Here is a 13,836-nt window from a genome sequence, read left to right as displayed (position 1 = left end):
GACATGATCGTCGTCCCGTCCTGGACGGAGTGGTCGATCGAGGCCGACACCGAGTTCGACCTGTTCGCGTTCTCCGACGCCCCCATCGTCGAGCGCCTGCACTTTGCCCGCACGTACATCTCCGAAGGAGCCTGAAAATCCCATGAAGCTTGCCACCCTGCGCCGCGCCGGCGCCACCGTCGCCGTCCGCGTCGATTCCGACACCACCGCCACGATCATCGACGGGTACCCGGACCTGTCCGCCCTGCTGACCGACCCGGACTGGAAAACCGTCGCGCAGAACGCGTCCGGTGACGTCGTGAGCCTCGACGGCGCGGATTACGCCCCGGTGGTCCCGCACCCGGGGAAGATCATCTGCGTCGGTTTGAACTACGCCAACCACATCCAGGAGATGGGCCGCGACCTGCCGCAGTACCCGACCCTGTTCGCGAAATTCAAGGAAGCGTTGACCGGCCCGTACGACGACGTGATCGTCCCGTCGTATGCCGCCGCCCAGTTGGATTGGGAGGGGGAGTTGGCGTTCGTCGTCGGCAGGCAGGCGTACCAGGTGCCCGAGGCCGACGCCGAGCAGTACATCGCCGGGTATTCGGTGATGAACGACTACACGATGCGCGACTACCAGTACCGGACGCTGCAGTGGGATCAGGGCAAGACGTTCGAGAAGACCAGCGGTTTCGGGCCGTTCCTGACGACCACCGACTCGTACACGTTCGGCGGCACCCTGGTCACGAAATTGGAGGGGCAGGTGGTGCAGTCCACCACCACCGACGATCTGGTGTTCACCCCGGCCAGGCTGGTGGAGTACATCTCGCACATCGTGACGTTGCAGCCCGGTGACGTGGTGATCACCGGCACCCCGGGCGGGGTGGGGCACGCGCGTAAGCCCGGTCTCTACATTCAGGACGGGCAGACCGTCGAGGTCACCATCGAGGGCCTGGGCACCGTCCGCAACACGACGATCGTCAAGTAGGGGTGCACCCGGTGGGTTTCCACGATCTTCCCCTGGCCGAGCGGTTGCTGATCGCGCGCCGCGGCACCGCGTACTTCGCGCAGCGCCTGGCCGAGCTGTCCGACGAGCAGCTGTCCGAGCCGACCGGGTTGGCGGGGTGGTCGCGGCGACACCTGGTGGTGCACGTCGGCTATAACGCGGCCGCGTTGTGCCGGTTGCTGGACTGGGCGGCGTCGGGCGTGGAGACCCCGATGTATGCGTCGGCGGAGCAGCGGGGCCGGGAGATCGCCGAGGGTGCCACCCTGTCGGCGGCGGCGTTGCGGAACCTGTTCGACCACACCGTGGCCCGGCTGGACGAGAAGTGGCGTCACCTGCCCGCCTCGGCGTGGGATGCGCAGGTCCGCACCGCGCAGGGCCGTCTGGTGCCGGTGTCGGAGACGGCGTGGATGCGCACCCGCGAGGTGTGGATCCACGCCGTCGACCTCGACAACGGCGGCCGGTTCGGCGACTTCCCCGACGTGGTCCTCGAGTCGCTGCTCACCGACATCGTCGGGATGTGGCAGAAGAAGGACCTCGGCGCCGGCCTGATACTCGCGGTCGACGGAGGTGAACCGGCTGCGGTGCAGCCGGATTCACCGCCCGCCGAGAAGGTATCCGGACCCCTCGCCGCGGTCGTGCGGTGGGCCGCCGGACGCGGCACCGTCGGCGTAGGAATCGAAGGGGATCTGAAACAGCCACCGCACTGGCTGTAAGCGGGCGGCCGATCCTGCGCGAGGTTGAGCGGTCAGAGCCCGGCCTGACGCATGAAGGCCGGGCCGTCCGCTTCGTTCAGTTCATACTCCGCTCGGTGTCTACAACGCCATGCCCCGCACCAACTAGGACGGGCACGTCTGAGCAAGGAAGGGCGCTGGGATGGACGGCCATTCGGGCTGCCAGCGGCCGTGGCGTTGATCGTCGGCGATGTCGGTGAGGAGTCCGGTGACGGGTTCGCCGCCGTCGGCCACCAGGCGGGGCAGTCCGTATTCGGCACAGTCGGCGGCAACGGGAATGAGGACCTGTTTCGCGTCCGCGACCCTTCCCGCGGCTGCCAGGCACCGGGCGTACAGCATCCTGGCCTCGAGGAGGGCCCGCGGTCGCCGCGCTGTTTCGAGTGCCCGTACCACCGCTTCCACCCGGGCACAGGATTCGTCGTAGGCGTGTGCGGTCAGGAGCAGCCGGATCTGGGAATCCTCGTCGATTTCGATTGTTCGCGTGCCGATCTCGGCAGGCTGGTGTTGTGACGTCGATCGCTCTGTCCGAGTGCGGAATTCGATGCCCGGATCCACTCCGCAGCGAATCCGTTCGTTGTCGATCCGCGCGGCGAGCCGCGGCAGTGACAACTTCCGGGCGGTGTCGGCGCCCTCGTCCAACCGCTGCACGGCCGCGGGCATGTCCCCGCGCAAGACTTTGATCCGGGCGCCGGTGCCGTAACTGGCGAGCATGAAATCGACGACGCCGCCCTCGGCGCCGAGGCGGTAACTGGCATCGAGAAGGCGCTCGGCCTCATCGATCGTGCCCTGCTGGTACAGCAGGTCACCGAGCAGGGCACCGGACAGCTGTGCGGCATACGAGTGGACTCCGACGGAGGCAACGGCGAGGTTCCGGGCGGCCCGGAAGTGGCTCTCGGCGGCGGTGATGTCGAGGAGTTCGTTAGCGGCGATGCCGGCGAAACAGTGCCCGATCATCCCGAAGTGTGGGCCGCGGGTCTGCTGGTGGTAGCGCCGCGCCCAGTCCTGCCTGCGACGGGCGGCGTCGAACTCGAAGCTGCAGATGTCCGCGAAGGAGGTGACGTCGGCTGCTGCGGCGACGACGAAGGGCGGCAAGGTGTCCGGTCGTTCAAGGCATTCGCGGACCTGCTCGCCGGCCTCGTCGATGGTGTCGGCGTGGCACCGTCCGACGTCGGCGATGACGGCTGCCTCCACGCGCAGATCAATCGTCTGCGCTTCGGTCAGAGTGTCCCCGTCGAGGGCGGCCTCGACCCGCGTCAGGGCGGCCTGCATCGGCTCGAGTCGGTGCAGCAGGACGTTGGCCCATGCCACGATCATCTGGAGCCGGGCCCGGTTCTGTGCGAGCGCTGCGGGCAGTTTCGCGACCAGAGCGAGGACCGTGCCCATCTTCGAACTTTCGATCAAGCTCATCGCGTGCGACTCGATCAGGTCCACGGCGCGGTCGTCGTCGCCGGCGGCCAGTGCATGATCGACCGCCTCGCCGAGAGCGTGGTGGTCGGCGAACCAGTCCGACGCTTTCCGGTGCAACCGTGCGAGCTGCTCGGGTGCGTCGCGCTCGAGCCGGCGTCGGAGAAACTCGGCGAACAGATGGTGATAGCGGAACCAGTCGCGGTCATCGTCGAGGCTGCGCAGGAACAGATCCCGCTCTTCGACCTCCTCGAGCAGCGCTTGCCCCCGGGTCGTATCGGCAAGGATCCCCGCGAGGTCGCCGCAGATTCGTTCCGGAACCGAAGTGGCCATCAGGAAGTCGAGAAGTTCGGGTTCGAGTGCGTTCAGCACATTCTCGGCCAGGAACTCGCCGATGGCGTGATGTCGGCCGGACAGGTGGGCGATCAATTCTCGTGCTCCGGGCCTGCCGCGGAGCGACAGGGATGCGAGCTGCAGAGCGGCGACCCATCCGTCGGTGGAGCGGGTCAGCGCCGCGAGCTCGGAGTCGGCCAGTGCGAGTCCGTTCACGTCGACGAGAAATCGGGTGGATTCGTCGAGATCGAACCGCAGGTCCGCGGCGGTGACCTCGACCAGTTCGTCGCGAACCTTCATTCGACCGAGCGGCAGTCCGGATCGGGTCCGGCTGGTGACGATGAGCTGAAGGTGGTGGCAGCCGTTGTCGAGCAGGTAGCCCATAGCGGCGAGGGTCGCGGAATCGGTAATCCGGTGCCAGTCGTCGATCACGACCGCCACCGGCAGGCCCCGGTCGTGGACCTCGTCGACCAGTGAGGTCAGCACGTAGCGGTCGGCGTCGTCGCCGCGGTCCTCGAGTACCTGACCGAGATCGTGACCCAGAGTGGGCTGCACACGCCGGATCGCCTCGATCAGGTGCGCGAGAAACCACACGAGGTTGTTGTCGTCGTTGTCGACGGAGAGCCACGCCACCGCCGTGCCTCCGGCGGCGAGCACTTCACGCCACTGGGCTGCGAGGGTGGACTTGCCGTACCCGGCGGGCGCATGGATGAGCACCAGCCGACGCCGCCTCGCCGCCCGCAAGGAGTCGAGCAGCCGTGCCCGGCGCACCAGGGCCTTCGGCGCGGTGGGCGGCCGGAACTTCGACGCCGGAGTCGGCGGCGCAAGCCGGGTCCGTTGCGTGCCTGCGAGAGGCGGGTCGTCGTCGGCGTGCGCTCCGGCCCGGGTCCGAGCGTCGCGCAGCTCGTCGCCGAACTCCGCCGCCGTGCGTGGCCGAGCCGTGGGTTCTGCGGCCATGGCGTGTCCGATCACCGCCGTCACCGCATCGGGAATGGCCGGATCCCGCAGATCCGGCACCGGCTCGGTGGTGATCCGCACGAACTGGGCGACGAGTTGCTCGCCGCTGCGGCGTTCGAACGCGGCGTGCCCGGTAAGCGCGCAGAACAAGCTCGCGCCCAGGCTGTAGATGTCCGATGCCGGGGTGGGGCTCTGCCCGGCGAGGACCTCGGGGGCGGTGAACGCGGGCGAACCGGTGATCACACCGGTACCGGTCTCGAAGCCCCCGGAAATTCGGGCGATCCCGAAATCGGCCAACTGCGCGTCGCCGTATTCGGTCAGCAAGATGTTCGCCGGTTTCACGTCGCGGTGCACGACCCCGGCCTGGTGTGCGGCCTCGAGCGCCCCGGCCAACGCCATCCCCAGATTCAGCGTATCGGCCCAGTTCAGGGGGCCGGTGCGCCGGATCGTGGCGTCGAGCGACCCGTACCGGTGATACGGCATCACGAGGTACGGTCGGCCCGCCGGGGTGGTGCCCACCTGCAGAACGGTGACGATGTGGGGGTGCCCGGACAGTCGGCCCATCGCCCGCTGCTCGCGCAGGAAGCGCTCCAGGCCATCTGGAGCCGGGTCCGCGGCAAGCACCTTGACCGCAACCGTGCGGTCCAAATGCGGCTGACGGCATCGGTAGACGACGCCGAACCCTCCGCGGCCGATTTCTTCGAGGTCGGTGAATCCGGCGGCCTCCAGCTCTGCCGTTATGTCCCCGGCGTTGTCGCGCTGGGCGGCAAGCGGATCGAATTCGGCCATCGCACGCCCCATCCCGGTCGGCGTCACCCCACCGGTGGCCGGCTCGAGTCATCCCGTCGTCGCGGACAGTGATCCCAGCGTATCCCCGCACGGACACCAGGGGTACCGACCGCGGTGGGTGTTCCGCCCGCCCGCTATTCGGCGAGGAACTCGGCTACGAGCTTGCTGAAACGGGTTGAATGCTCGATTTGCACCCAATGACCGCAGCGCCCGAACACGTGCAGCTGCGAGTTCGTGATGAGTTCGAGCAGACGAAGCGAGTTCGAGAGGGGAATGACCTGATCATCGCGTCCGTGCACGATAAGGGTTTCGTTCTCCAAGCCGGCGATCAAGGTTTCATCGACGGCCATCTCGTCGACGCCCTGCTGCCGGGGGGCGGGGAACATCGCGCTGAACGCTTCCTGCACACCGGGGCGGGTTGCGGCGGCGAGTCGGAGTTCGGCGAGCTCGTCATTGACCAGTGAGCGGTCGTAAGCGAATATGTCGAGCAACTCGCGCATGCCGGGTAGCGAGGGCTCGAAGCCCCAGACGGCGTCGAGTCCGTCGGTGATCTCGAAGGGCACCCCGACACTTCCCATCAGCACGAGGCGGTCGACACGTTCGGGGTGCTCGGTCGCGATGCGCAGGGCGAGTGAGCCTCCGAAGCTGTTGCCGACGATGGAAACTCTGTCGAGTCCGAGGGCGTCGAGGAAACCGATGAGGTGGTCGGTCCACGTGGCGGAGTTGTACTCGACTCCGTCAGGGCGTTCGGTATATCCGAATCCGAGGATGTCGGGGGCGATGACCCGGAAGTTCTCGGCGAGAACCGGGATCGTTGTGCGCCAGTTCGCCCACGCCGTGACACCGGGTCCTGATCCGTGGATCAGCACGACCGGTGCGCCGTCGCCCTGGTCGTGGTAGTTCGTCGCAATTCCGTTGACCACGATGGTCTTGGCGATTTCTGGGCTGTGTTCGACTGAGGTCGTCATGGTGGCTCCTCGAGGAAAATGGTCGGGTGGAGGGAGCGGGCGGGCTCGGCGCCCGTGGGTGTCGAGAGTGCCGCGGAACGCGTCAGGTGACGACGGTGAGGAAGTCCTGGTCGAGTTCACGATGAGTGAAGTTGATGCCGCGGGCGGCCTGGTCCATGGTCCAGGTGATGGTGCGGAAGTCCTTGCCGGTTCGGTATCCCCCGGAGAAGACCTCGTTGCGGTTGCCTGCAGGGTCGAAGAAGTAGATCGTTTCGCCGCGCGTGATGCCGTGCCGGGCGGGACCGAAGTCGATCGGTACGTCGTGCATCGAGAAGATGTCTCCGGCGTGGAGGAGGGCTGACCAGTCGGCGATGTGGTACGCGAAGTGGTGCAGTTTGCCGTTCTCGCCCTGCACGAAGGCGATGTCGTGTGGTTGGTCGCCGCAGAACATCCAGGACGCCACGAGTTCGGTGTTGTCCTCGCCGCCCACCAGTCGTTCCGCCGGCCGGAAGTCGAGCACCTCGGAGAAAAAGCGCTCGAGGAGAACCGGGTCTTCGGTGGTGATCAGCGTGTGATCGAGGCGGGGTACCCCGATGCCGCGGATTCCGTCGCGCGGCCACGGGTCCGGGTTCCACAATCCAGTCGCGGTGCCTACGTATTCGATGTCGCTGTAGAGCTCCAAGGTGTGTTCGGACGGCAGAGTGATTCGTAAACCGTCGCCGACGGATTGGTTGTCTCCTTTGCTCATTCGCTCGTAGGACGCCCCGAACGCGCGGACGCGTTGCTCGATGTCGGCGAGTGACGCTTCGTCGGAGACCTTGTAGCCCAGTTTGACCAATCCCACGCCGCCCTCGGTGAGGACGACCGAGTGGTGATCGGCCTCGTCCCAGGACTTGAGGTAGACGGTGCCGTCCTCTTCGTGGACGGCGTCCATGCCGAGGGTCTCGATGTAGTGCTTTTTGGATTCGGCTAGATCGGTCACATTGATGTGGACGTAGCCCAGTCGCATCACGGACATGATGGGTACCTTTCCTAGTGTTTCGTCGAGTTAGGGGTGGGGTGTGGTTGCGTCTTACGCGGCCGGGTCCCACCGAGTCCGGCCAGGACGTTGTCGAGGCGGTCCCGCGGCCCGAGTTCGAAGATCACGTCGGACTTCGGAGTTGCTCTGCACGGCAAGAACTTCTGTGTATCGGGTGCGGTGTCGTTGTCGGCACCGTCGATGACGGGCGCACTGACCTGGGCGACGTAGGTGATCTGCCCTTCGAGCAATGTCGCCCGGCAGGCTCCGCAACCACCGCGCCGGCACTTGTATCGAGTGCGGTAGCCCTGACGGCGCAGTGCGTCGACGATCGTTTCGCGTGCTCGAACGCCGATGCGGAGCTGGTTCGGCAGGACAGTGACGACGTGGTCGTCGTCGAGGTTCATGGCGCCGCCGTCGCCGCCCTGGGGACTTTCCACTGGGGCCTCCTAACTGGTTGCCGTATTTGCCTTGGATGATCTAATTACGTTCGGCCACTGGGAGTCTGGGTATGAACGGTCTAGCGACGTCCTCGGCGACCGCGAGGATCGCGTCGGTGTCGACGCCGGTCGGCACACCGAGCCGCTCGAAGGCGGTCACCAGTATTTCCGTCGGCGAGTTTCCGGCACCGTCACCGAGCGCGCACAGTGTTCCGTCGATCTGCCGGGCACCGGCGTGGTACCCGGCGAGGGAGTTGGCGATTCCGAGTGACAGATTCTGGTGGGCGTGCCCCGACCTGAGCGTCGTCCCCGAGTTCGGTCACCAGCGCCGCCACACGATCGGCGATACGATCCGGCAGTAGCGCGCCGGCGGAGTCGACGACGTAGACGCACTGGCATCCCGCGTCGGCCATGATGCGCCCCTGCTGGGCAAGGTTCTCCGGTGTGGTGCGGTGCGAGAGCATGAGGAAGCCGCTGTCGTTGCATCACCGTCGAGGTCAGGCCGACCTTGTCGCCGCGGATCACCCGTCCCTCGGCGGTCCACTGCGCGGCCTGCCGAAGCTGGATGTCATAGGCCGCTTCGACGGTCAACCCGGGATACGTGTCGGTGAGGGGTGGGATGGGACTGCGGTCACCGTAGGCTGCGATCAGCGACTTCGCGTCCTGCGACAGATCCTCGTCGGTCATTGGAGCACCTCGATCAGTGTTTCGGTTGGTAGGGCACGGCGGGCGAGCCCGATGCGGTGCAGGAGGGTGGTGGGCCTTCTCCTCACGGGACACAGCCCGTGCCGGTTGAGAAGACCCCGTGCCGCCGGTGTTCTCCGGTGCTACTTGCGGCTGAAGTAGGACACGTCGTCGTTGCCGATGAGGTCCGGGACGGTCCAGCCGTCGAGGTCGTACTCGCTCATGAACTGCTCTGCCAGGCCTTTCATGCCGGACACGACGCCGGTGGCCTGCGCACCGAACAGCAACTCCGCCTTCACGTTCTCGTGGTTCCCGGAGTAGTTGCGCTCGTACAGCTCGTGGCGCCCCCCGAACTCGCTGCCGATCGAATCCCACAGTGCCTTCATGACCTTCACACGGTCTACTGCCGGGATTCCGTCCGAGCCGCGTACGTACTTGTCGAGGTACGGTCGGATTTCCGTCGACTTGAAGTCGGCCGCGGAGGACGGGAGGTAGATCAGCCCGGAGGCGACGTCCTGTTCGATGATCTCCTTGATCCGGGGGTATCCCTGCATCATGAACATCCGGTAGGTCAGGCCGTATTCGAGCTTGGGGATCACGGTGTCGCCGATCCACTGTTCCGGGTCCCGTGCCATCGATTCGGTCAGCGACCAGAACAGGTTCCGCCAGCCGATGACTTCGCCGACGCGGGTCTGCACGCCGCGGAAGCCGCCAGCACCGGTGCAGTCGAGGGCCTTCATCAGCAGACCGGCGATGAAGTCGAGCTTGACCGCGAGCCGGGTGCACCCCTGCAGCATTGCGCGCGGGAGGAAGCCGGACTGCGGGAAGAAGGTGTTGATCTTGTCGACGGCCCCGTACATGAAGACGTTCTCCCAGGGCACCAGCACCTTGTCGAAGACGAGGATGGCATCGTTTTCGTCGAAGCGGCTCGACAGCGGGTAGTCGAACGGTGTTCCGGTGATCGCTGCGTTCTGCGCGTAGGAAGCCCGCGAGATCAACTTCACCCCCGGCGCCCCCATGGGCACCGTGCAGATCAGCGAGAATTCCTTCTTCTTGATCGGGAGGCCGTAGTGGGCAATGAAGTTGTAGTTGGTGATCGCCGACCCGGTGGCGACGACCTTGGCACCCGACACGATCAGGCCCGAGTCGGTCTCCTTCTCCACCTTCATGAACACATCGCCGACCTCATCCGGCGGGAGTTGCCGGTCGACCGGGGGGTTGACGATGGCGTGGTTCCAGTACAGGACCTTCTCCTGGGACTCGCGGTACCAGCGTTCGGCGTTGGCCTGGAACGGCGAGTACAGCTCCTTGTTGGTGTGCAGCGTCCCGAGGAACGAGGCCTTGTAGTCGGGGGAGCGGCCCATCCAGCCATATGTCATCCGTGCCCAGGTGGCGATCGCGTCGCGGTCGGCGAGAACGTCTTCGGTGGTTTTGGCGGTACGGAAGAAGGGCATCGTCACACCGCCGTTGCCGGTGTCGGTCGGACAGGTGAGGGTGTCGACGTGCTCACCGGTGTGCAGGTTGTCGTACAACCGGGCGATCATCCGAACCGAGTTGCGAAATGCCGGGTGGTTGGAGTGGTCTTTGACCCGCTCGCCGTGCAACCAGATCTCGCGGTCGTCGGTGATCGACTCGATGTACTCGTCGCCGGTCATCGGCCGCGTGGCATAGGTCTGGGTTTGGTTGACGGGTGCGTCCGCCGCCGGATTGACCTGGGTCGGGTCGGTGGAGGCCACGTCAGTGACAGGGGCAGTGGTGGTCATGGTGTTCCCTTCGATACGTTCGAGCTGTGGGGCAGTGGTGGGGAGTTGTGCGGACTACGCCGGTTGCCCCGCCATGAGGTGAAGTGGTGTGAAGGAGGTGGTCGCGTCGAACCAGCCGCTGTGTGGGTCGTCCATCGACCCGTTCCACGCGGAGCCGGCGGAGGAGCTGCCGAGGTTGTGGAACTTGCTGCGGTAGAACAACAGTGGGTCGTCATTGCTGGTGGTCACGTCGACGATCTCGCCGATGAAGATGATGTGGTCACCGCCGTCGTATTGCGCCCACGGTGTGCAGGACAGTGTGGTGGCAGCCCCGCAGAGCAAGGGAGCGGTCGGCCCGTCAGCCCACACCGGGCCGGGTACTTGCGGACGTCCGGCGAAGTGCATCGCGGTGTCCACCTGATCGGCGCCGAGGATGTTCACCGCGAACGGCGCGTCACTGAGGAACCCGCACGCCTTCGACTTGCGGGTGAGCGTCACCTGGCACAGCGCGGGTTCGAGCGATACCGAGGTAAACGCGGTGACCGTCGCGCCGTGGGGCTCACCGTCGGCATTTCTGCAGGTAATGACGGTGACGCCGCTGGCGAACTGCCCGAAAATGTCACGTAGTGTGCGTGCGTCCATGCGTGGCCACCTGCTTTCGTTCGCTTGGCCGAGTCGACTCGACTTCGGGGTACGAACCCAAGGTATGACTGGGGTCACAGGGCTGGCGATCCACTCAGCGAAGGGGCTATCCACCCAACGCAACGAGGAAATCGCGGACCCGGCGAGGCTTTCCTGGTGATATAACTCACTAGAAGCGACGTTGTCATACGCGGCATCATCCTGGGCCGCGCTGGAGAGGTTGGTACGACTCTCGTGGAGAACACTGGCGATACCCCACCCTTCGAGGACTGGCACCACGTCCACGAAGCGGTCGCTGATGCGTACTTCCCGCATGTGATGAGGCCACTGGCTGCCGGAGCCAAACCCCATGCGTCACTGGGAAGCGTCGATCTCGGATCATGTCGCATCACGCACATGGCGCTCGGCGGTGAGGTCACCGTGGTGTCGGAACACCCCGGTGCCTACGGCATCAACATCCCGGTCAGCGGCGAGATGAAGTCGGTGATCGAGCGCACCGAAGTCGTCTCCGCTGTAGGGCAGGCCACCGCATGCCCACCGAATGTTCGCACGGTCATCCCACACTGGAACGCGGAATGCCGCCTGATCGGATTCAAGATCGACGAAGACTATTTGCGACGCGAAATGGACCGCATTCTGGACCGGCCCGGACGACGACTACCCCTGCAGCTCGATCTCCGCAGCGACACCGCGCAGAGTTGGCTGAAATTCCTGCGTTCGACCTACGACCAGATCGAGTCCAACGACAACCTGTTGCGTAACAACTTGATGCTCGACCAATTGTCCGGGGCCATCACGACAGGTTTCGTTCTCGCAGCGGTGCCCGACGAGGAACCCGGGCGGTTCACCGACCGTCCCCGCGTCGTAAAGCGGGTTCTCACAGCGATTCACGATGATCCCGCCCGAGCGTGGACACCAGGAGACATGGCCGAGATAGCGGGAGTCAGCGTGCGGAGACTGCAACAGGCATTCCGCGAGTACGTCGGGATGACGCCTTTCGCCTACCTGCACGACGTCAGGATAGAATGCGCACACACGGACCTGATCGTATCGGCGCCACCAACTACGGTCCTGGACATCATATTCCGTTGGGGTATCACCCATCCGGGGCGCTTCGCGGCAGAATACCGGCGCAAGTACGGGGTGCCCCCCTCTCAGACCCTCACGAACTGAGCAGGCACCACAGCAGCCGGACAAGAGTGATTCCGGTGTCGGCATAGCACTTTCCGGGTCGGCGTGACATCACCGGGAGCGGCGGCCCCTCGACGCCCCACCGGTGTGCGAACGAGGAAAGTCGACAACAATTCGCGCGTGCACGGATTCGAGCGGCCGGCGCTCACCGCGTCGGGAGCGGCGGCCGCGCTATCGCCGATCCCCTTCGGTCATGCCACCCCAAACACCGTAGGTTTCGCTCACCACGAGAGCGTGATCGCGGCACTGTGCGAGCACGGGGCAGGGCCGGCAAATCTGCCGCGCCTGCGTTTCACGCCGGTCGCGGGCGTGGCCACGTTCGTCGTCGGGCGAAAAGAACACTGCCAGTTCGGCATCACGGCACGCGGCACGGGAGTTACGTCGTCGCTGCGAGCGGCGAGATTTTGCACGGTCGGTTCGCTCATCTCTGCCCACCTGCTGCATTTCGGGCATGCGTGACGAGACCGTCACACTGCTGGGGGATGGCGAACCCGAACAGGCCCATGCCCTTGGCCGCGGCTCGGATCTCGGCGGGGATCGCGTCGGTCTCGTCGATCTCCTGCTCACGCGGCACCACTACGTTGCGTACGAACGCCCTCGTGTGGGAGAGGATGTCGCGGAAGTCGTCGTCGCCCAACTCGGTGCTCGGATCACGGGTCACGGTGGCGGTCACGGTTGTCTCCGGAAAATCGAAATACGAACTGCGGCGTGGTGGGTGCTTCCACGATCGGTCAACTACCCAGGTGTCGTGGTGTTCCAAAGCGGAACACAAGTGCGCTGGAACAAGCTCTTACGTTTGATCCACACGCCGTGGCGCCCATCACAATGTCTCCGATCTGCCGCCGAGGGGCACACACGTCCTCGGCCCCCTCCGTGCCACCACCGAGTCTGTTTCAGGAGAAACACATGACACGTACAACATCGTCGCCGCCCGCGATGACTCCCCGTCGTGCGGCGACAGCCGCGCTCCTCGGCAGCGCGGCGGAGCACTGGCCATCGGCGGGCGGATCGGTCACGATCGACGGGTGGACCGCACCGCCAGACTCGCCCTCGCCGTCGACCGGCAGGGCGGACGATGCCTGTGGTGCGGTCGTCGTTTCGGACCGTTGATTCCCCCGACCACCGAACACCTCGTGCCACGACTGAAGGGCGGGCCCAGCATCGCGGCCAACGAGGCCGCCGCCTGCCCGCGCTGCAATGCGGACCGCGGCCACACCGGTCCGGTCGACTGGCTCGCGCAATGCCGAAGCCGACACGGTTGGGCCCCGCAGGCAAGCCTGCTCGCGACCCTCCTGAACGCGTTGGACGTCGAACTCGACCACGTGGGTGGGCATCGCCGCGCCAAGCGGTACCTGTCCGGCCAACTGCGGCGCTGCCGGAGCGGCCGGTGATGTGCGCGAGACAGTGATGGCGGCCTGTGTGGCTGCGCCCTGGGCCGGGCACTCTCCAGTATGGGATCGAACGCAGGCCGCCCCGCCGGCTCGACGGCCGCTGCTCTCGGTGGTCGCCTGATGAAACTGGTCGGAGACCGCGACGCCGCCCGGTTCTCGTGCGAGATATCCCGAGTGTCCGCCGAACCGCACCCCGTCGGAGAGCGGTCGCTCTACGGCGATCTGCTCGCCTGGGTTGTCGATTCCATCGTCGGAGTGGTGATCGCGCGCCTGGGCGCCGCAGGCCCGGGAGAGAGGTTCATCCTCGACCTGCGCTTCACGGACGGCGGGTACGTCGACGTCGATGCCCTGCCGGCATCGGCGCGGTGGGTGCTGCGGACGGTGTCGGCCTTCCTCGCCGAGGATCACGAAGAGGTGCAGCGGTCGCTCACCGCCGCCGAACAGCAATTCGACCTCACCATGCGCGCGGAAACCCTGGCCGACGCACTCATCTGGCTCGACTTCGTTCTCGCGGTCGACCTTCCCGACCCACCGGACGTCACCACCACATAGGTAGGGACACCTGGTCGGGAGCGGTTC

At 65.9% G+C, this 13,836-nt stretch carries 12 protein-coding genes and 3 pseudogenes; 6 read left to right on the top strand and 9 right to left on the bottom strand.

Annotated elements, in window-relative coordinates:
- The 3 genes and pseudogenes from ACNJ7E_RS22330 to ACNJ7E_RS22320 all read left to right on the top strand — a co-directional run.
- Positions 1–135: pseudogene (locus ACNJ7E_RS22330) on the top strand (cupin domain-containing protein); the annotation flags it as partial.
- A 7-nt stretch (positions 136–142) separates the two neighbouring features.
- Positions 143–970 carry a fumarylacetoacetate hydrolase family protein gene (locus tag ACNJ7E_RS22325; RefSeq protein WP_418340983.1) on the top strand — a complete coding sequence of 276 codons (828 nt, stop codon included), beginning with the start codon at positions 143–145 and terminating at the stop codon, positions 968–970.
- Positions 971–981: 11 nt separating this feature from the next.
- Positions 982–1,701 (top strand): maleylpyruvate isomerase family mycothiol-dependent enzyme, encoded by a 720-nt coding sequence (locus tag ACNJ7E_RS22320; RefSeq protein WP_418340982.1) that lies wholly within the window; start codon positions 982–984, stop codon positions 1,699–1,701.
- 123 nt (positions 1,702–1,824) lie between these two features.
- On the opposite strand, the gene ACNJ7E_RS22315 is transcribed toward ACNJ7E_RS22320, so the two are convergent.
- The 7 genes and pseudogenes from ACNJ7E_RS22315 to ACNJ7E_RS22285 all read right to left on the bottom strand — a co-directional run bounded on the left by ACNJ7E_RS22315 (position 1,825) and on the right by ACNJ7E_RS22285 (position 10,675).
- Positions 1,825–5,202 (bottom strand): protein kinase domain-containing protein, encoded by a 3,378-nt coding sequence (locus tag ACNJ7E_RS22315; protein WP_418340981.1) that lies wholly within the window; start codon positions 5,200–5,202, stop codon positions 1,825–1,827.
- A 134-nt stretch (positions 5,203–5,336) separates the two neighbouring features.
- The gene (locus ACNJ7E_RS22310) at positions 5,337–6,170 is read right to left on the bottom strand and encodes an alpha/beta fold hydrolase (RefSeq protein WP_418340980.1); all 834 of its coding nucleotides are present in this window, start codon (positions 6,168–6,170) and stop codon (positions 5,337–5,339) included.
- Between the two features lie 82 nt (positions 6,171–6,252).
- The gene (locus ACNJ7E_RS22305; RefSeq protein ID WP_317570320.1) at positions 6,253–7,167 is read right to left on the bottom strand and encodes a catechol 2,3-dioxygenase; all 915 of its coding nucleotides are present in this window, start codon (positions 7,165–7,167) and stop codon (positions 6,253–6,255) included.
- 14 nt (positions 7,168–7,181) lie between these two features.
- Entirely contained in the window at positions 7,182–7,607 is a 426-nt protein-coding gene (locus tag ACNJ7E_RS22300; RefSeq protein ID WP_418340979.1) for a 2Fe-2S iron-sulfur cluster-binding protein, read from the bottom strand.
- Positions 7,608–7,647: 40 nt separating this feature from the next.
- Positions 7,648–8,020 (bottom strand): annotated as a pseudogene (locus ACNJ7E_RS22295) (hypothetical protein).
- Positions 8,021–8,434: 414 nt separating this feature from the next.
- Positions 8,435–10,054, bottom strand: a complete 1,620-nt coding sequence (locus ACNJ7E_RS22290; RefSeq protein WP_418340978.1) for a 4-hydroxyphenylacetate 3-hydroxylase family protein — start codon at positions 10,052–10,054, stop codon at positions 8,435–8,437.
- 54 nt (positions 10,055–10,108) lie between these two features.
- Entirely contained in the window at positions 10,109–10,675 is a 567-nt protein-coding gene (locus ACNJ7E_RS22285; protein WP_133985723.1) for a flavin reductase family protein, read from the bottom strand.
- A gap of 234 nt (positions 10,676–10,909) precedes the next feature.
- Between ACNJ7E_RS22285 and ACNJ7E_RS22280 the strand changes: the two genes are divergently transcribed.
- Complete coding sequence (locus ACNJ7E_RS22280) at positions 10,910–11,848, top strand: AraC family transcriptional regulator (protein ID WP_280779393.1); 939 nt, start codon at positions 10,910–10,912, stop codon at positions 11,846–11,848.
- 189 nt (positions 11,849–12,037) lie between these two features.
- Here ACNJ7E_RS22280 and ACNJ7E_RS22275 read toward each other — a convergent pair whose 3' ends face one another.
- A complete protein-coding gene (locus tag ACNJ7E_RS22275; protein ID WP_418340984.1) occupies positions 12,038–12,310 on the bottom strand; it encodes a WhiB family transcriptional regulator in 273 nt (90 codons plus the stop codon).
- Positions 12,311–12,326: 16 nt separating this feature from the next.
- Positions 12,327–12,539 (bottom strand): annotated as a pseudogene (locus ACNJ7E_RS22270) (acyl-CoA dehydrogenase family protein); the annotation flags it as partial.
- A 352-nt stretch (positions 12,540–12,891) separates the two neighbouring features.
- Here ACNJ7E_RS22270 and ACNJ7E_RS22265 point away from each other — a divergent pair.
- Positions 12,892–13,257, top strand: a complete 366-nt coding sequence (locus ACNJ7E_RS22265) for an HNH endonuclease (protein ID WP_280779392.1) — start codon at positions 12,892–12,894, stop codon at positions 13,255–13,257.
- Between the two features lie 60 nt (positions 13,258–13,317).
- A complete protein-coding gene (locus ACNJ7E_RS22260; RefSeq protein ID WP_418340977.1) occupies positions 13,318–13,809 on the top strand; it encodes a hypothetical protein in 492 nt (163 codons plus the stop codon).
- Positions 13,810–13,836: the final 27 nt, after the last annotated feature.

The sequence above is a fragment of the Rhodococcus mengyinensis genome (genome assembly GCF_048381435.1).
GTDB lineage: Bacteria > Actinomycetota > Actinomycetes > Mycobacteriales > Mycobacteriaceae > Rhodococcus_F > Rhodococcus_F opacus_D.
This window is presented reverse-complemented; position numbering and strand designations above follow the sequence as displayed.